This window comes from Microcoleus sp. B4-C2, from assembly GCF_036705265.1.
Classification (GTDB): domain Bacteria; phylum Cyanobacteriota; class Cyanobacteriia; order Cyanobacteriales; family Microcoleaceae; genus Microcoleus.
Map to the genome: position 1 here is coordinate 68,467 of NZ_JAUBUB010000004.1, position 19,446 is coordinate 87,912.

At 46.6% G+C, this 19,446-nt stretch carries 12 protein-coding genes and 1 pseudogene; 3 read left to right on the plus strand and 10 right to left on the minus strand.

All coding sequences use genetic code 11. The annotated features are described in order from the left end of the window. The first annotated feature begins 54 nt into the window (after positions 1 to 54). Complete coding sequence (locus tag QUB20_RS02685; protein WP_333291142.1) at positions 55 to 8,532, plus strand: transporter substrate-binding domain-containing protein; 8,478 nt, start codon at positions 55 to 57, stop codon at positions 8,530 to 8,532. Positions 8,533 to 8,608: 76 nt separating this feature from the next. Here the strand turns inward: QUB20_RS02685 and rpsJ are convergent, their stop codons facing one another. From rpsJ to QUB20_RS02715, 6 genes are all read right to left on the minus strand, one after another. Beyond that, on the minus strand, positions 8,609 to 8,926 hold the full coding sequence (gene rpsJ / locus QUB20_RS02690; protein WP_006632193.1) for a 30S ribosomal protein S10: 318 nt from the start codon (positions 8,924 to 8,926) through the stop codon (positions 8,609 to 8,611). Between the two features lie 217 nt (positions 8,927 to 9,143). Next, positions 9,144 to 10,373, minus strand: a complete 1,230-nt coding sequence (gene tuf / locus QUB20_RS02695) for an elongation factor Tu (protein ID WP_242724596.1) — start codon at positions 10,371 to 10,373, stop codon at positions 9,144 to 9,146. A 101-nt stretch (positions 10,374 to 10,474) separates the two neighbouring features. Beyond that, complete coding sequence (gene fusA / locus QUB20_RS02700) at positions 10,475 to 12,547, minus strand: elongation factor G (protein ID WP_333243092.1); 2,073 nt, start codon at positions 12,545 to 12,547, stop codon at positions 10,475 to 10,477. Between the two features lie 345 nt (positions 12,548 to 12,892). Next, positions 12,893 to 13,363 (minus strand): 30S ribosomal protein S7, encoded by a 471-nt coding sequence (rpsG, locus tag QUB20_RS02705; protein WP_006632196.1) that lies wholly within the window; start codon positions 13,361 to 13,363, stop codon positions 12,893 to 12,895. 145 nt (positions 13,364 to 13,508) lie between these two features. Then, positions 13,509 to 13,889, minus strand: coding sequence for a 30S ribosomal protein S12 (gene rpsL, locus QUB20_RS02710; RefSeq protein ID WP_006632197.1), 381 nt, complete (start codon positions 13,887 to 13,889; stop codon positions 13,509 to 13,511). A gap of 251 nt (positions 13,890 to 14,140) precedes the next feature. Continuing rightward, positions 14,141 to 14,263 (minus strand): hypothetical protein, encoded by a 123-nt coding sequence (locus tag QUB20_RS02715; RefSeq protein ID WP_333291145.1) that lies wholly within the window; start codon positions 14,261 to 14,263, stop codon positions 14,141 to 14,143. An 81-nt stretch (positions 14,264 to 14,344) separates the two neighbouring features. Here QUB20_RS02715 and QUB20_RS02720 point away from each other — a divergent pair, with 81 nt between their 5' ends. Both QUB20_RS02720 and QUB20_RS02725 read left to right on the plus strand, forming a co-directional pair. Further along, positions 14,345 to 14,548, plus strand: a complete 204-nt coding sequence (locus QUB20_RS02720) for a hypothetical protein (RefSeq protein ID WP_333058222.1) — start codon at positions 14,345 to 14,347, stop codon at positions 14,546 to 14,548. Positions 14,549 to 14,764: 216 nt separating this feature from the next. Further along, complete coding sequence (locus QUB20_RS02725; protein WP_333058221.1) at positions 14,765 to 15,619, plus strand: Npun_R2479 family HD domain-containing metalloprotein; 855 nt, start codon at positions 14,765 to 14,767, stop codon at positions 15,617 to 15,619. A gap of 132 nt (positions 15,620 to 15,751) precedes the next feature. On the opposite strand, the gene QUB20_RS02730 is transcribed toward QUB20_RS02725, so the two are convergent. From QUB20_RS02730 to QUB20_RS02745, 4 genes and pseudogenes are all read right to left on the minus strand, one after another. Continuing rightward, on the minus strand, positions 15,752 to 16,267 hold the full coding sequence (locus QUB20_RS02730; RefSeq protein ID WP_333243095.1) for a transcriptional repressor: 516 nt from the start codon (positions 16,265 to 16,267) through the stop codon (positions 15,752 to 15,754). 115 nt (positions 16,268 to 16,382) lie between these two features. Continuing rightward, positions 16,383 to 16,532: pseudogene (locus tag QUB20_RS02735) on the minus strand (chlorophyll a/b binding light-harvesting protein); the annotation flags it as partial. A 548-nt stretch (positions 16,533 to 17,080) separates the two neighbouring features. Further along, the gene (locus QUB20_RS02740; protein ID WP_333053479.1) at positions 17,081 to 17,818 is read right to left on the minus strand and encodes a response regulator transcription factor; all 738 of its coding nucleotides are present in this window, start codon (positions 17,816 to 17,818) and stop codon (positions 17,081 to 17,083) included. Positions 17,819 to 18,415: 597 nt separating this feature from the next. After that, positions 18,416 to 19,378 (minus strand): FTR1 family protein, encoded by a 963-nt coding sequence (locus tag QUB20_RS02745; RefSeq protein WP_333243097.1) that lies wholly within the window; start codon positions 19,376 to 19,378, stop codon positions 18,416 to 18,418. Positions 19,379 to 19,446: the final 68 nt, after the last annotated feature.

Genomic DNA, 19,446 nt, shown 5'->3' on the forward strand with positions numbered 1-19,446 from the left:
AAAGTCGCCTATACCGGAGATATTTCTTTAGCTGACCTGTTGAAAACTGTTGGCGTGACCGACACCCAAGGAAGCGCAATATTAACGGGTGCGATCAACAATCCCAGCTTGACAGTGGACAGCAGCAAGTCCCCTTCCGCTTATAAGTTCTCTGGAAAAATTAGCGAACAAGACGTTACGTTCGAGTATCAAAAAGGTCAAGAGTTAAAAGTCGCCTATACCGGAGATATTTCTTTAGCTGACCTGTTGAAAACTGTTGGCGTGACCGACACCCAAGGAAGCGCAATATTAACGGGTGCGATCAACAATCCCAGCTTGACAGTGGACAGCAGCAAGTCCCCTTCCGCTTATAAGTTCTCTGGAAAAATCAGCGGACAAGACGTTACGTTCGAGTATCAAAAGGGTCAAGAGTTAAAAGTCGCCTATACCGGAGATATTTCTTTAGCTGACCTCTTGAAAAAAGTAGGAATTACTGTAGAAAGCGAAGTTGCTATTTTAAACAACTCTATATCGGATGCCAGTTTAAAAATTAGCAACTTAAGTGGCAAAAATACCAGCTATAAACTCACGGGAAACATCAGTAAAAAACCGATTGACTTGGAGTTTTCCAAAGAACAAATTAAAATCACCTATCAGGGAGAGACCTCCCTAGTTGATATCTTCAAAGGAGTTCCTGGTGTAGAAACAATTGCGACAGCATTATCCGTACCCATAACCAATCCCAGCTTCGGAATAGGGAAACTTGATACCCCCAATAAAACTTATGAAATCTCTGGAATTGCCAACTTTAACAAGGGCAATAACGGTCTCGCAGAATTTATTGACAAAAAACTGAAAATTCCACAATTAGACCTAATCACAAAGGTAGATTCAAACGGAGCCAGCCTCAAAGGAAAGTTTAATATAGATAGTCCGCTGTTTGGAGATAAAAACTCGCAGACAGACTTCAGTGCCACCCTCACCGGCGCCACCTTGGGATTAGCGGTTAACAAAAATGCGAAACCCAGTATTGGTATTAAGGGAGATATCCTCCTCAAAAACTACGATCCTTTCCAAAAAAATGAACCAGAATTAACCCTAAGTGGAGGGTTTAATTTAGATCCAAAGTCACTTACGGCTACGTTTCAACTAGGTGGTAATGCTTGGAAAAACCCATTTGGTTTACCTAACTCAGAAGTCAGGAATTTATCTTTTCAGCTAGGCGTGACTTATGTAACTCCCTACATTGATAATATTGGAGTCTTTGCAGATGTACAATTTGGCAACTTCAATGTTAAGTCGAGGGTTTTGATAGATACCAACGACCCCGATAAAGTGGGTATAGAATTAACCGCCTCTCAACCAGTCGGCTTGGTTGACATTTTGTTGGGACCTTTGGGTGCTTATGCCTTGCAGCAAGTGAGTAGTCAAAGCACATTTGTCAACAAAATAGATAGATTTTTAAGGAGTACCCTCGATGTCACCCTTGTATCTATTGATGGCCCAGATGCAGGTATTGAGCTCGATCCCCTCATCAAGTTTGTGCCGGTGGAAACCACGTTTGCAAACACTACTTTAACCCAAGGAATTGCAGTCAATGGCAAAGTAAATGCTTGGGGAAAGGAAGCTACTCTAAATCTCGCCGGAAATCCCTTCTCTAGCGCTCCAAGTTTAAGCGGAAGTTTGAATATTCCTGAAATTGACTTAGGATTTTTGAAGCTGACAGGAGCAGATGGTTCCACCGATAAGACTTTGGATTTAAAACTCAACGTAAGTCCAACTGAACAATATCTCAAAGGGGACGGTAAGCTTGTAATTTTTGGGGCTGAAGTTGCGAAAGCGAACGTGGAATTTACAACCACGAGTGCCAAAATCAAGGATTTTGATTTGAATTTAGGACTCGTAGCACTAGATATTAACGATTTTTCAGTTGATATTAAGGAAAAGACGGCGAGTGGATCCGGTGCAGTGAAGATTCTTGGTCGAGAAGTTGCCGGAGCTAAGATAAATGCTGATAGTAATGGTCTGAAAGTTGAAGGAAATCTTGACTTATTTGGGGTCTTATCAATCGAGGAGGCGAAAATTGAGATCGCAAGTTCAACCGATATAAAAATCGGAGGGATAGCCAAAATTTTCGGTCGAAATTTAGGCAGTGCCAACATCAGTCTACAGAATGGCAAGCTAAACGTTACAGGCAGCATAGACATCGATATTCCGCTCGTTGGCAAGGTTGGGGCCAACCTGACGATTACCTCAGATGGTACACCTGATGGTTCCCAGGTAAAGGTAGGTTATCAAGCTGGATCGCTAAAGGGTGACTATACCGTGTCACTAGCTCCGCTCAGAAGTATCGAAGATTTGTTTGACCAAGTGACCGGCGCGGCCCTGGGTGCAGTCACAGATGTTGTAAATGGTGCCATTAATGACGTTGTGAATGGATTTAATAGTGCTACATCAGGTGTACTTGATACCTTCAATAAGGTAGGAAGAGCTTTTGAAAATGCTGCCTATGAAGTTGGGAGCTTTTTGGAAACTACATTTTCTAACAATCGCAATGGTAATGATAAAAACAACGAAATTTATGGAGATGATAAGGATAATCGGATGTATGGTCATCGAGGCAATGACAAGCTCGTAGGGCAGGGAGGTTCCGACCAAATTTGGGGTGGCCCTGACGGTGACCAAGTATGGGCGGGGAATGGCAATGACTATGTTTATGGTGAAAGTGGAGATGACAAGCTTCATGGTGAAAATGGAAATGACGAGATATACGGGGGTGATAACACCGATGTGATCTACGGTAACCGGGACAACGACAAACTTTACGGGGATTCGGGCAATGACCGCCTCTACGGTGGACCTGGTAAAGATTCTCTCAACGGGGGACGGGATCAAGACGAGCTCTATGGTGAAGAAGAGGACGATGACCTGCGGGGTGATGAAGGTTCTGACGTTCTTTATGGTGGGGATGGCAAAGACACTCTCTATGGCGGACCAGACCAGGATCGTCTCTACGGTGACGCAGGCAACGATTTGCTTTTAGGTGAAGGTGGTAAAGACGAAATCCACGGCTCTAACGGTGAAGACACCCTAAACGGCGACACTGACCAAGACGTTCTCTACGGTCAGCAAGGTCACGATTTACTCCAAGGTGGAGACGGGGACGATGTTCTCTATGGCGAAGACAATGGAAAACAGGGACAAACTTATAGTGGGTCTTGGGACAATGACACCCTAAACGGTGACAATGGCAAGGATTATCTCTTCGGAGGTGTTGGCAACGATATTCTCAATGGTGGTAAAGATAATGATGCTCTAGATGGGGGAGCTGGCGATGACAAACTTGATGGGGGAACGGGTAACGACTATCTAGATGGTCGAGAAGGCAACGACTCTCTTAACGGCAGCGCCGGTAATGATACGCTCTATGGTAAAGAAGGGAATGACCTTCTTGATGGCTATCATGATCGAGACTACCTCAATGGGGGTGAGGGCAACGATACGCTCTACAGTCATGAAGGCGATGACATCCTGAAAGGAGAAGCAGGAGAGGACTATCTTGCCAGTGGGATTGGTAACGATACCATCGATGGAGGTTCTGGTAACGATACCTTGATTTTGAGGGGTAATAAGGATGACTATACGTTTACCGAGTTAAATTCTTCCAGCGGTAAAAAGTGGCAAATTACTCGTCAAAATAGTGTAAAAGTTGTCATCGACGTTGAGAACTTTGAGTTTGATAATTCGGTGCCAATTCTGAAGCCAAGTAGTTTTGCCGGCCCTTCAGGTAGCAACTCAGGTACTAACTCAGGTACTAACTCAGGTACTAACCCAGGTACTAACTCAGGTACTAACTCAGGTACTAACTCAGGTACTAACTCAGGTACTAACTCAGGTACTAACTCAGGTGGCAACTCAGGAACCAAGGTACCAGCATCATCATATAGCTATTTCCGGGGGGGTGGCAGTCTCTCCAACGGCCATTTAGCAGATGCGACAGTCTTCATAGATACCAACGGCAACTTCAAACCGGATGAAGGCGAACTGCAAACCACCACCGACGACAACGGACAATACAACTTTGACGAGTCGAAAATTGCTGCATTAGATGTCAATGGAGACGGAAAAATTGACTCGAAAGAAGGACAAATTGTAGGAATTGGCGGCATCGACACTACCACCGGTCTGCCTGCAACATTACCCCTAATTTCTCAAGTCGGTTCGGGAACCGAAGCGACAACCACGACACCCTTAACCACCCTCCAAGCAGTTCTTTCAAGCCAAGGAATTGCGGCGGAAGAAGTCGAAACTTTGCTCGAAAAAATCTCAGGACTTCCCTTAGCTTCCCTCTCTCAACCCTTAGACAACTTTGACCCCTACGCCGCCATTGGAAAAGATGACACCACCGGCATTAATATTGCCTCTGGTCACATCAAAGTAATGAACTTGTTGCTCAATGGCACAGCATTCCTTAAAGCCGCAAAATATCAAGGTTCAGATGCGGAAATTCAGGTGATTGTTGCTCTAGGTGAAGTCTTGCAAAAGGTTGACACCTTTGACTTAAGCAAGGGCGATGACCTGCAAAAACTCTTTACTCAATTAACCGAAAAACACAATCTCTCTATTGCCAGCGAACCTGTAACAGCAGTCGCCGAATTAGTTGCCCAAAGCAACCACTTAGTTGACGACTTAGTAGGACAGGCGCTGACTCGTTCTGTTTCAGATGTTCTACCCAGCATCAGCCCGATCAAAAAAGCCGTCTATAGCACCCTACCCGAAGTCACCCAACAGCTAATCGAAGGAAAAATTACCGCTCAAGAATCCCAAACTCAACTCCAAGAATTACTGAAGGCAGACACCTTCTTAGTGCAGTACGCACTGAACGAAAAGCGTACTGTGAAAGTAACCGCCAGCCCAACCATCACTGAAGGCGATAGCAATAGCAAAGGACAATTTACGATCGCGCTGGGTGAAGCTGCCCCCGCTCAAGGGCTGAAAATCCTCTACACCCTCTCCGGTACTGCCTCTCTGGGACAAGATTACAGCACCAAAGGCGGTCAATTTGGGGAAATTAACATCGCACCCGGAGAAACTGAAGCTGTTATCGACCTCTCGGTGTTAGACGATACCCTCCCAGAAAAGCCGGAAGCCTTAACCCTCAACCTCAAATATGTCGGCACTGGCTACGCCCTCGACCCGGTGTATCAAACCGCCGTCCTGCAAATTGCCGATAACGACCAACAGAACAGCGCTAATAGCCAAAACGGGATGGCCAAAACCGGAACCTTCCGCAACGATACCCTCACCGGAACCGAAGGCGACGATAATCTCTCTGGGAATGAGGGTAACGATGTCCTGCAAGGACTGGCTGGTAACGACCAACTGAGGGGCGGTGCTGGCAGCGATACCGTGGTAGGTGGAGAAGGTAACGACAAATTAGAAGGAAACTTCGGTGCAGACATCCTCCAAGGCAACGCCGGAGATGATGTGATGGCAGGCGGTGCAGAAAACGACACCCTGGAAGGAAACGAAGGAAACGACCAACTGCAAGGAAATGCCGGCGATGACCAACTGAAAGGAAACACCGGAAACGACGTACTCGAAGGCGGTCTCGGCAACGATACCCTCGAAGGCAACGAAGAAAACGATTGGTTAGTGGGTGACGCGGGACAAGACATCCTCATCGGCGGTGCGGGTGTGGACTTACTCAATGGGGGAGACAGTGCCGATGTCTTCTACTTCAACGCACCCTCCGACGGCGGCGACTTAATCCTCGACTTTGACCCCACCCAAGGAGATAAAATTCAAATCTCCGCCACTGGGTTTAATACTAAATCTCTGGCCGACTTTAGCGTCCTAGCTGGGACTCTGGAATTCAAAGGACAAGAAATCGCGCTGATTCAAAACAACGGGCAAACCTACAATAACTTTCCTAACTTAGGTGAAATCCTTGAAATTGTAGACGCACCCACAGCCCAGCCTGCCCCGACTGCCGGTGAAATTTCCGCTCAAACCAGTCCCAGTGTTGCAAATGCCGATTTAGTAAAAAATCCAGAAAAGACGATTCTTGATGACATTATCAAGCGGGGTCAGATTAAACTCGGCACCTCTTCTTCTGGGTCAAAATTTGACTTTGAATTTGTCCGTACTTTGGCCGCAGCGTTATTTGGGGATGCTAGCAAAGTAGAAGGGGTAACAACCACGTTTGAAGAAGCCTTTGAACAGGTAGCGGATGGGAATGTAGACATCGCTGCTCAACGCTCTACCCACTACCTAGGAGCGGATGCAGAGGACAACATCGATTTTAGCCCAATTTACTTCTACGATTACCAAGCTGTCGTCGTTCGCAAAGATAGCGGCATTGAGAATGCTTTAGACCTCCAGGACCGTACCATTGGCCTTATTGAAGGCAGTAACTCATTAGACGATTTACAAAATCAATTAAGCCCTGAAGGGGTTAAGTTTACACCCAAATTGTTTGACACCCTTGAAGAAGTTGTCGCCGCCTACGATCGAGGTGAAATTGATGCCTACGCCACTGACCGCGCCCTGATTCTGGAGCGCCTCGCTGACCCGGAAAATCACCGTCTCTTAGACGTAGAATTCTCCAAAGAACCGATCGCCCTGGTCTTACCCCAAAATGACTCGCAATGGGCAGATGTAGTGCGCTGGGTTAATTACGTCCCGATTCAAGCGGAAGAATTTGGAATTAGCTCTGAAAACATTGACGAAATTATTGCGGCTAATACTGATAATAATCCGAATAATGACTCCAGTCCTGCAATTCGTCGTTTTCTGGGCTTAGAAGGCGATTTAGGAGCTTCTCTGGGGCTTCCCAAGGACTTCGCAGTAAACGTTATCAAGCAAGTTGGCAACTACGCAGAAATATACGATCGTCACTTCCCTGGGGTAGAGCGCGATCGCAATCTCCTCTGGAATGAGGGAGGTTTGTTGTATTCTCCACCGTTCTCTGGTACTAAGGTTGATGCGACTTTAATTGATAACGACGATCGCAATTTGCTGGCAGAAGTATTGCAGCGTGGCACCCTGAAGCTAGGACTTCCCGGTAACAACCCCGGCTTTGCCGTGAAGCAAGCGAATGGCGAATATGTGGGCTTTGATGTTGACTTAGGACGTGCTATTGCTGCGGCTTTATTTGGCGATCCTACTAAGCTTGAAATTGAGGTTCAGTCGTTTAAGGACAGTTTCGCCAATACTGCTAATGGTGTGGTTGATCTCTCAGCAATGGGAATAACTCAAAACCTTGTGCGCGATGCGAGTTTGGGTGTTGATTTTAGTCCGACTTATCTTTACACCGGACAAGGTGTTTTAGTCAGGGATAATAGCGGTATAAGCGTTTTACCGGCTCTCAATGGTCGCCGAGTTGGTATTTTGGAAGGAGCCACTTCTTTACAAAACCTCCAAGATTCTTTAAGCAAATACGGGGGTACGTTTATCCCTGTTAAGTTTGCAACCAATGATGAAATGTTTGCAGCTTACGACAAAGGAGAAATAGATGCTGCCTCAAGTGACCTGACTATTATCAGTGCCCGAATTCCTACCTTATCCAATCCCGCACAGCATCAGATTCTTGATGAAGTTATTTCTAAAGAACCCCTGGCAATGGGGGTTGACGAAAATCAATCCAAGTGGGCAGATGTAGTACGTTGGGTTTATAATGCCTTAGTTCAAGCAGAAGAATATGGCATTACTTCAGGCAATATTGAGGAGTGGATCGCCCAGAATACTGACGACAACCCCGCGAATAACTCTAACTCCGCCATTCGACAATTCTTAGGGTTGGAAGGGAATATAGGTGAAGCGCTAGGTTTGCCAAAGGACTTTGCTGCGAAGGCGATCAAAGCAGTAGGGAACTATGGAGAAATGTACGATCGTCATTTCAATTCCAACGTTCTCCGGCGCGACAGTAACGCACTTGCTGCTGACTTTGGCTTGCAGTATTCGCTGCCTTTTTCTGGTACGACTGGTAACGATACACTCATTGGCACTGAAGGCAATGACTTACTCAATGGCAACTCCGGCGACAATTTCCTCAATGGTAATCAAGGGAACGATACTCTCTCTGGCGGTCAAGGCAATGATACCCTGTGGGGTGGCAAAGGCAATGACTTCGTTTCTGGTGGCAAAGGCAAGGACATTCTCTTTGGCGGTAAAGGCAGTGATACTCTCAATGGAGATGCCGATGACGACTTGCTCAATGGTGGCAAAGGCAATGACATTCTCTTTGGCGGTAAAGGCAATGATATTCTCAATGGAGGTGCGGGTGACGACTTGCTCAATGGTGGTAAAGGACGCGATACTTTTGTTTTAACGCCTGGAAATGAAACTGATACGATCGCAGATTTTACTATGGGCCAAGACTTATTAGAATTAGCAGGCGGCCTCAAATTTGAGCAGTTAACTATTACCCAAGGTACAGGCACTCAAGCCCGGGATACCCTGATCCGTCTTGTTAGCACTGGGGCAGTTTTAGCATCTCTGACTGACTCATCAGCTAGTTCTATTACTCCGGCAATGTTCACTTTAAACTAATAACGAACTTTCATAAAAAAGAAGGAACAATGTATTTTTCCATTGTTCCTTCTTTCCGAGTTTCCGATGAGTCAATCTACAGCTTGACTTCGATATCTACGCCGGCTGGCAAATCCAGTTTCATCAAAGCGTCAATTGTTTTGGCCGATGGCTGGTGAATGTCGATAATCCGGCGGTGCGTGCGGGTTTCAAAGTGTTCGCGAGAATCTTTGTCTACGTGGGGCGATCGCAGCAAGCAGTAAATCCGCCGTTTTGTCGGTAGGGGAATCGGGCCGATCGCTGTGGCTGCTGTCCGATTTGCTGTATCTACAATCTTTTCGCAGGATGCGTCTAGAATTCGGCGATCGAAAGCTTTGAGGCGGATGCGAATTTTTTGCTGTTGAATTGTTGCCATTTTTGTTTCTTGAATTTTCGAGGTTCAGTTTATTTTTAGTCATTAGTCATTAGTCATTAGTCATCAGTCATTTGTTATTTGTTATCTGTTATTGAACATTTAACCCATAACTACTAACAACTGGCCACTAACCTATAACTACTCACTACTCACTAAATAGCAGAAAAGCCTATTGACATTTGGCGGCTTTTCTGCTATTTAAGCTGTTATGCGAGTCCTACTTGAGGATTTTGGAAACAACGCCGGCGCCGACGGTGCGGCCGCCTTCGCGGATAGCGAAGCGCATTCCTTGTTCGATCGCGATCGGGTGAATCAACTCAACCGTCATTTTGATCCGGTCACCGGGCATCACCATTTCTGCTTCAGTACCGTCATCAGCCGTGAATTGTGCGATCGTGCCGGTCACGTCAGTGGTACGGACGTAGAATTGAGGGCGATAGCCAGAGAAAAAGGGCGTGTGCCGACCGCCTTCTTCCTTCTTGAGGATGTACACTTCAGATTCAAACTGAGTGTGAGGGAGGATGCTTTTCGGCTTGGCAATCACCATTCCGCGTTCAATATCCGCCTTTAAAATCCCCCGTAGCAGTAGACCAACGTTGTCGCCGGCCAAACCTTCTTCCAGAGACTTGGTGAACATTTCCACACCAGTCACCGTAGTGCTGCGAGTGTCCTTAAGACCCACCAATTCGACTGTTTCGCCGACTTTGATGGTTCCGCGCTCAATCCGACCAGTGGCGACCGTACCCCGACCAGTAATCGAGAATACGTCTTCAACTGCCATCAAGAAAGGCTTGTCAACTTCGCGTTCTGGGGTGGGGATGTAAGCATCTACTTCTTCCATCAGCTTGTAGATTTTGTCAACCCACTCATTTTCGCCCTTGACAGTCTTGGGATTAGCAAGCATCGCTTCAAGAGCTTTCAATCCCGAACCTGTGACGATGGGGATGTCATCGCCCGGAAAATCGTAAGAGCTCAAAAGTTCGCGAACTTCCAGTTCTACCAATTCCAACAGTTCAGCATCATCCACCATGTCTTCTTTGTTCAAGAAGACAACCAGGCTGGGAACGCCAACTTGCTTAGCTAGCAGGATGTGTTCGCGAGTTTGAGGCATGGGGCCGTCTGCCGCTGACACTACTAGGATGCCGCCGTCCATTTGAGCTGCACCGGTGATCATGTTTTTCACATAGTCAGCGTGTCCGGGGCAATCTACGTGGGCATAGTGCCGACCTGTGGTTTCGTACTCAACGTGAGCAGTATTAATCGTAATACCCCGTGCTTTTTCTTCAGGCGCAGCGTCGATGTCGGCGTAGTTCTTAGCCTTTGCTTGACCTAGTGCAGAGAGAGTCATCGTAATCGCGGCGGTCAAAGTTGTTTTGCCGTGGTCAACGTGACCGATCGTGCCGATGTTTACGTGGGGTTTATTCCGTTCAAATTTTGCGCGTGCCATTCTTGATCTGTTCCTTGTTTCTTTTAGCGATTTTAGACTTGAGATTTTAGATTCTAGACTTTGGATTCAATCCAAAATCCAAAATCCAAAATCTAAAATCATTAGTTCCCTTTGTTCTTAGCGATAATGGCTTCAGCCACGTTTCGCGGCACTTCTTCGTAATGGCTGAATTCCATTGTGAAGATGCCTCGACCTTGGGTTTTCGAGCGGATGTCGGTGGCGTAACCAAACATTTCTGCTAGTGGAACTTTTACAGAAACTTTGGCTATCCCCTGATCCGTCTCTTGACCTTCGATCTGACCCCGACGCGAGTTGAGGTCTCCGATGACGTTCCCGATGTAATCTTCGGGAACTTCAACCTCTACTTTCATCATAGGCTCTAGCAGCACTGGCGACGCCTTCATCACGGCTTCTTTGATCGCCATTGAACCGGCGATCTTAAATGCCATTTCTGAGGAGTCTACATCGTGGAAAGACCCGTCTACCATAGTAGCTTTGAGGTCAATCACGGGATATCCTGCTACAATACCTGATTCGCACGCTTCTTTCATCCCTTGTTCTGCTGGGCCGATGTACTCTTTGGGTACAGTGCCACCAACAATTTTGGAGACAAATTCAAAGCCACTTCCGACTTCGGTGGGTTCTAGTTCGATCACGACGTGACCGTACTGACCTTTACCGCCGCTTTGGCGGATAAATTTACCTTCGGCGCGGACGGATTTGCGAATGGTTTCACGGTAGGCTACTTGTGGCTGACCCACGTTGGCTTCTACTTTGAATTCCCGCAGCATCCTGTCAACCAGGATTTCCAGGTGCAGTTCGCCCATGCCGGCGATGACTGTCTGGTTGGTTTCTGGGTCAACGTTGACTCGGAAGGTGGGGTCTTCTTCCGAGAGTGACTGGAGGGCTTTGGAGAGCTTCTCCATGTCTTGTTTGGTTTTGGGTTCGACAGCCACCGATATGACTGGCTCTGGTATAAACAGAGATTCCAGAATCACTGGCGCTCCTTCTTCGCAGAGGGTGTCGCCTGTGAAGGTGTCTTTCAAACCCAAGGCTGCTCCCAAGTCTCCGGCGCGCAGTTCCTCAACTTCTATCCGATCGTCCGCTTTGAGTACAATTAGGCGAGAAACCCGCTCTTTTTTGTCTTTGGTGGAGTTCAGGACGTAGGTTCCTTTTTTGAGGATACCGGAGTAGACGCGAACAAAGGTCAGGCGACCGTAGGGGTCAGCCATGATTTTGAATGCCAGGGCTGACAGGGGGGCGTTGTCGTCGGCAAACCGCTCTGCTGTGTCGCCGTTGGGCAGGAGTCCTTGTATGGGAGGAACTTCCAAGGGCGACGGCAGATAGTCGATGACTGCATCCAACAACAACTGAACGCCTTTGTTTTTGAATGCCGAACCGCACAACATGGGGACGATCGTACCTTCGACAGTGCCGTGACGCAGGGCCAAGCGGATTTCGTCTTCCGTTAACTCTTCGCCTTCGAGGTATTTCTCCGTGAGGGCGTCGTTGGTTTCTGCTACCGACTCGATCAGCTTGGTGCGGTATTCTACGGCTAGATCCTTTACTTCATCGGGGATTTCTACTTCCTCGATGTCGGTTCCCGTGTCGTTGTTGTAGATATAGGCTTTCATGTGCACTAAGTCTACAATTCCCCGGAAGTTTTCTTCACTGCCGATCGGGATTTGGATGGGTACGGCGTTCGCTCTCATGCGATCGCGAATTTGGCCGTAGACTTTGTAGAAGTTTGCCCCCATCCGATCCATTTTATTGACGAACACGATCCTCGGTACTTTGTACCGATCGGCCTGTCGCCAAACTGTTTCGGATTGCGGCTGCACTCCCCCTACCGAGCAGAACACTGCGATCACTCCGTCGAGCACTCGCATCGAGCGTTCGACTTCGATCGTGAAGTCTACGTGTCCGGGAGTGTCGATGATGTTGATTTTGTAATCTTTCCAACTGGTGGTGATAGCAGCGGCAGTAATCGTAATTCCACGCTCTCGCTCTTGCTCCATCCAATCGGTGACTGCTGTTCCCTCGTGCACTTCACCCATTTTGTGAACCATGCCGGAATAGAACAGAATTCTTTCTGTTGTTGTTGTTTTGCCCGCGTCAATGTGGGCGGCGATGCCGATGTTGCGAGTTTTTTCTAGCGGGACGATACGTACCACAGCTACCTCCTTAATCTTGTGTTGCTGTTATAATACTATTATACTACACAGTAACCCTATTTTGCACTCCCCAGTGACTTACAAAAGTCTTTGGAGCTTATTGTTACATTTTAATATTTTTTGCAAGATTTGTTTACAAAAATATTAAGGATGCGACATGGAGGATTCAGAGAGTGCGTGAATTTTGAGTGCATGAATTTTGATTTTGGGAGTCTTGAGTTTGCTTCACGAATCGCAACTGCGCCAAGAGAAGCAATCTCAACACTCAAAACTTACACTTTCCAATTTCTCACCCGATGCTTTTATACCGCACGATCGCGCTCTTCTCCATGCCAGTTGTTGCAGTTAGTAGCGGTAGTGAGCAAAAGCCTTGTTAGCTTCAGCCATCCTGTGAGTTTCTTCGCGCTTGCGAATAGCACTCCCTGTTTCGTTAGCTGCATCCATCAGTTCGTTGGCTAGCTTGGCTGCCATCGAGCGGCCGGTGCGGGCGCGGGCAAATCTGATCAGCCAGCGGAGGGCGAGGGTGGTACCGCGATCGGAACGCACTTCCATTGGCACTTGGTAGGTGGCGCCACCTACCCGGCGGGCTTTGACTTCGACCAGGGGTGTCGCGTTTTTGACTGCTTTTTCAAACAAGTCTAACGGTTCAGCCCCTGTGCGTTCTTGGATGGTTTTGAGGGCGTCGTAGACGATGCTGGAGGCAACGGATTTTTTGCCGTGCTGCATGATCCGTCTCACCATCATGCTTACCAACCGGCTGTTGTAGGTTGGATCTGGTGGAACTGGACGTTTTTGAATAACTGTGCGGCGAGACATAGTTCTATTTGGGATTTTTGATTTTGAATGATTGAGTTTGGGGTTTTGGGATCACATTTCGATTTATGACGATCGAGCGTGCAATTGAGCGGCGCGATCGGATCTATTTTTGCTTCCCAACCCCGACGATCGGGCGAGTTCCGTGTTATTTTTTCTCTTTAGGACGCTTGGCCCCGTATTTGGAACGACCCTGCTTGCGGTCTTTCACCCCAGCGGTGTCTAATGTACCCCGAATGATGTGGTATCTAACTCCTGGCAAATCTTTTACCCGACCGCCTCGGATCATTACTACCGAGTGTTCTTGCAAGTTGTGACCGATCCCTGGGATGTAGGCGGTGACTTCAAAACCAGAGGTCAGCCGTACCCGAGCCACCTTCCGCAGCGCCGAGTTGGGTTTTTTCGGGGTGGTCGTGTACACTCTGGTGCAAACTCCGCGGCGCTGCGGGCAACTCTTGAGAGCTGGCGATTTGGTTTTTTTCTGCGTTTGTTCCCGTGCTGAACGGATGAGTTGCTGAATAGTGGGCATGAGTTACGGCATTTCTAGCTTTTTGCTGAATATAGTGATTTGGCTGTATCCGCACTGAAAGTCCCTTCCCCTCTGGGGGGACGGGATGAATGAAAATAATTATGGGTAAGTGAGGATACCAGACTCTGTATTGTACACGACGCGTGTTTCTTTGGCAAGAAATTTGCGCGACCCGCGCTCAAACTTCCTTCCTTGCTGCAAGTTGGGAGGGGGCGAGCGCAACGGGAGAATGGTATGTGACATCCTATAATTTAGGCGCAACTATGATGATTGTCACAGCCGTCAGCAAAATTTATGACGATCGCAATATCGCGCTTTTGCGATCGAATTACCATTGTGAGGAGAGGCGCATTAACTCCAGCCTGGGATCGCATCACAGTCTATAGCCGATCTACATCACATAAAGTTATCTAAAATTACCGGACAATAAGAAATATACATTGAGTTGACAGCAGATGACAACCAAAGCTTATATTCCTGAATATACAATTTCCGAACTTTACTTGAACATTTGGAAATCCGGTAAGATCGATCGCACTGTGTTCCAGCAAATTCAATACGCAATTAATTCTCACAGTTTAAAAAGTTCAGAGGATCGAAAAATTGTTAGCAGGCTGCTGTATGCAGTACGGCGGGGATGGGTGTCAGTGATGGACTGAGTTGCTTCGGAGTTTTGAGTCAGGGCGCGAGATTGCTTCGTAAGTCCCCGGGCGTAGCTGCGTCAATGAGTTTTGAGATTGCTACCCACTTGCCATCCACAGATCACACACACGGGGTGCAGGAGTTGTGAGCTAAAATCTCATCCATAAAATTTAGAGGACTCCCAAATAGATGCACCCCTGTGGAAAGGCAATATTAAGGTAAAAGGATAGGGTATGTTTAATTCTACAGAACTTCTGATCGAGGCTTTCATCGAACAACTTCAGAACGGTTACAGCCGCACTTACGGAGGCTACAAATCAGACTATGCTGACATTATTGCCTGGGTGGGGGCAATGGCGTTAGAAAACATCGCCAACAGCGACGCTCTTTATCACAATGTAGAACACGCCATTTGCATTAGCTTAGTCGGTCAAGAAATCTTGCGGGGAAAACACATTCGCAAGGGCGGAGTTTCCTGCGAAGATTGGCTGCACTTCATCATTTCTTTGCTGTGCCAAGACATCGGATATGTCAAAGGAGTTTGCCGGCAAGACCAAGAATCAGAAGGATTGTATGCTACAGGAAAAGATGGCATGAGAATTGCACTTGCTCCCGGTGCAACGGCGGCCAGCCTAGCTCCTTACCGAGTTGACAGAGCTAAATTGTTCATTGACGAGCGCTTCGGCAACCACAAGCTAATTAATGCTGAGATAATTAAGCAGAACATAGAACAGACTCGTTTCTCGGTGCTTGACGGTAACACAGACGAGGATGCAGTTAATTACTCTAGTTTAGTGCGCGGTGCTGACTTGATAGGTCAGCTCAGCAACCCCCAATATTTGCAGAAAATTGGCGCGCTGTTTTACGAGTTGGAAGAAAGCGGTGCGACTAAAGTTTTGGGGTATCGACATCCGGGCGACTTGCTGCAAAGCTACTCTAAGTTTTACTGGAGCGGTATTTATCCTCACATCAGTGAATCTCTCGGTTACTTGCAGTTGACGCAGGAAGGCAAACAGATTGTTGCTAGTTTGTACGCTAACATATTTCGGATGGAACACCAACGTTGCGATTCTTCTGAGGTTGCTTAATTGCAAAAGTGAATTCAGCAGTCAGCCGTCTGTTGTCAGTTGTCATTGGTTATTTTTAGGTGCTAATAACTAACAGCTCATAACGAATAAAAAAGCACAAATTACCAATTACGGAAGTGTATTGCATCCAAATCAACTAATTTCTTCCTCCATTTCTGAATGATATCTGGGACACAACCAATTGCTGGGTACCAAAGAAGGCCATCCCTCCCGTAGCGCTTCCAAACAAACCGCACGCACAGTTAATTGACAGTCAAGCAGTTCTACCCCAGCTTTTTCAACTTGCTTTTTGCCAATTTTTAAAATCGATTCATCGCTAAATTCAAAGGTTTTGTGACACTGAATGCAAACCAGATGGTGGTGGTGGTGCAATTCGGGAAAATTCAGTTCATAATGTTTGTGTCCTTCTGCTAATTCTAGTTCACGCAAAATTCCTATCCTGGCTAATAAATGCAGCGTTCGGTAGACAGTAGACAAGCCTATTCGTTCTCCTTTATTCTGCAATGTCTTGTATAATTCTTCCGCACTTAAATGATTGCCTTGTGGCAGATTTTGAAAAACACTCAAAATAGTTTCTCGCTGGGGAGTCAGGCGGCAGCCTCTTTGGTTGAGTTCGACTTTGAGTGAGTTAGCACTGTATAAATTCATGTCGGAAAAAATAAAAAAGTTGAACGAGGATTGTAGGGGATTATCTGTTATTTATTCGTGCTATTTTTAGATGCTCCTAAAGTATATTTTCCGTGAGAATCCATATAAATCTAGACTCCAATAGGGTATAGACTCCCGCCCAGAAGACGATGAGGCGGGCGTGGGCGACATGGGTACCGAGCAAACGGCCCGAAAGGTTGATTAAGCGGGCGTTGCCGACCCACCAGGGAAATGATTTTCCTTCGGCTGGGAAGGATTTTGCCATGCTGGTCACGGCGATTTACCTCTTGAGAAAGATGTCAGTGGAGTTTTAAGCGATCGCAGGTTATTGATATAGATAATCAACAATTTTAGTATTTTAGTCAAGGGGTATTTGAGAAAAATTTTCACTGATTTGAGTTCTGGTATGTAAATCAGTAGGAAAAAACCTCGTTAGATCACGAGTATGACTGTTTTTGGCGCTTGAGCGGAATTTGGTTTCTCGTTAGCAAAAATAGCAGCTAAAGGAATACCTCTAAATTTATTGATAAATAGTATTATTAAGGGGTATGATGGCTAGACTATTGTTTAAGTAGCTATCCCATCCTCTCGGACAATACAAGGTGGAAAAAGAAATCCGGTACTTTCCTATGGACAAGCTTCTCTAAAAGTACGGTTGGAGGAGGGTGCAGGATTGTTTTTTTCCGAATCCAGAGAGTCAATGCCTACTTGTTGACATATTCACTCAAACTCCAAACAAGCAAGCCTGAGAGCATTTGCTCTCAGGCTTTTCTAGCGGGATTTTTAACTGCTTGTTGCATCTGGCGGGCTAGCTCAAGCAGAAGATTTGGTTTCTTCAGCTACTTGCTCGTTGTTGGGTAACTCCAGGCAATAACCAGCCCCGTATACGGTTTTGATGTACCGAGGATGGCGGGGATCGGGTTCCATCTTGGTTCTCAGGTGTCTGATGTGTACACGAATTGTTTCGATGTCGTCGTCGGGGTCGTAACCCCAGACTTCTTTGAGAATTTCGCTGGGAGAGACTGTCTGACCGTGGCGCTGAAGCAAGCAGTGCAGCAACTCAAACTCTAGGTGGGTCAGTTTGACTGTCTGAGCGTACCAAACAGCTTCAAACCTTTCGGGGACAAGGGTCAGCGGGCCGTAATTCAGAATTTCGGAGTGTTTGGCAGCTTGGGGGATGCGGTCTGTTCGCCTTAGTAGAGCTCGCACTCGGGCTAGCATCTCTTCTAGTTCAAAGGGTTTGGTCAGGTAGTCGTCGGCGCCGGAGTTGAAGCCTTCTACTTTGTCTTGAGTTTGACTTAAGGCTGTCAACATCAAGACGGGAATGTCTGAGGTGCGCTCGTCACGCCGCAAACGCTGACATACGGTGAATCCGTCTACTCTAGGCAGCATGAGGTCTAGGATGATCAGGTCGGGGAGCAGTTGTATTGCTAGTGCCTGACCTTTGATGCCGTCTTCTGCCTGGGTGACTTCATAGCCAGCCATTTCTAGGTTGACGGCTACAAGTTCGGCGATCGCCGCGTCATCATCAATAACAAGTATCCGGGGCATCATTATTTATCTCACCGCTAACCGAATGGCAGATCCTACAGCCTTCTGGGGGTTCCAGGTAACTTTAACGAACAATTTTTTAATTTTAAGCTTCATTAAGGATTATAAGGTTGATTAAGAACTTTCGGGGCTCTGTAAATATTCTTGTACTTATTATAAGCGATAAGATCGCATATCAGAAAACTGTTTACCCCAAATCTGGCTGGGGACAGATTTTTTGGTCGGAAAGAACAGCCTTAACTTTTGCCGGGTGCGCCTGGGGCTTCACAGGATCGCCCTAACGGTAGTCCGCGTCTTGCATTACCCTGTTAACCGTTAACTGTAAATTTTTTAAGTTAGTTAATTTTGCTTATAAAATTTTTGTGTTTTTTCAGGGGGTAGGGCTTGTTTTTTTCGGGTATTGATGGTATTATTAAATAATATCAATATAAGTATTTATAAAAAACTAAAGTAAATTAACATCTTTAAATCATATCATATAAAAGTCAAATAATCAATCCCGCAACCTGACAATTTTTGGTTATTTTTTTGTCTGTGGGGCTAATTTTTTGCTCGCCATAGAATTAGTAAAACAACCGATAAAAACCGCTTGCATACCTACTGAGGGCGAGTTTCCGATCGAGCTAGCTGAGTATTTTGGTTGGGAACAGTCGGCTTAGAACTTAATTTTTGGAAATAAAGACTGCCGATGGTGGTTAAGAATATTGTGTAAGCCGCCGCTTGGAGGAGATAAAGTCGATCTCTGTATCCAAACAGTGCTTTGAGAATCACTCCTGGAAATTGTCGATCGGGCAAAATTTCCGCTGCATTCCACACCATCGGCCCTAAAATACAAGAGTGGAGTGGTGCGAGGCGATCGTAATAAACACAAATCGCTGCATACTGGCTATTCATCTGCGACAAAATTCCAGCGGCTTGGTCAAAATGCTTGAGTGCAGATACTGCCAAACCTGCCACGATTAACAACAACAAAATCCCCATAAACTTGAAAAACAGGCGGATATCAATTTTGACACCCCACTTGAACAGTAGCGCGCCAATGATTGCCGCCCCAGTCAAACCGCCCAAAGCACCTAAAGCGGGACTCAAACCTTGTTGAAATTGAGCGCTGACAAATATAACTGTTTCAAAACCTTCGCGCAGTACCGCAATAAAAATTAAGCCAAATACGCCCCAGCCGGCATTGCTATTTTCTGTCAAAGCTGCTGTAACTGCTCCTTCAACTTCAGCTTTGAGAAACCGCGCTTGCTGAGTCATCCAAATTAGCATCCAGCTTAGCATTGCGATCGCCACAATTCCCAATACGCCCTCTAATAGCTGTTTAATGACTGGTGCGTAAGGCTGCTGGGATGTTGATAGTGCTGCGAGCAATCCATTGAATAAAACACCCACCAAACCGCTAGCACCAATGCCGGCTGCGACACCTGCATAAACCCAAGAATTGAGGTGACTTTGCTCGGCTTTTTTGAGGCAAGCTAGTACAATTCCGACGACTAAGGCGGCTTCTACGCCTTCGCGCAGGGTAATTATAAAAGTTGGTATGGCTTCACTAAAATTCATTTTTTATAATTAGGGGGCATGGTCATGGGGCATGGGTCATTGGTCATTGGTCATTGGAAATAACCAAT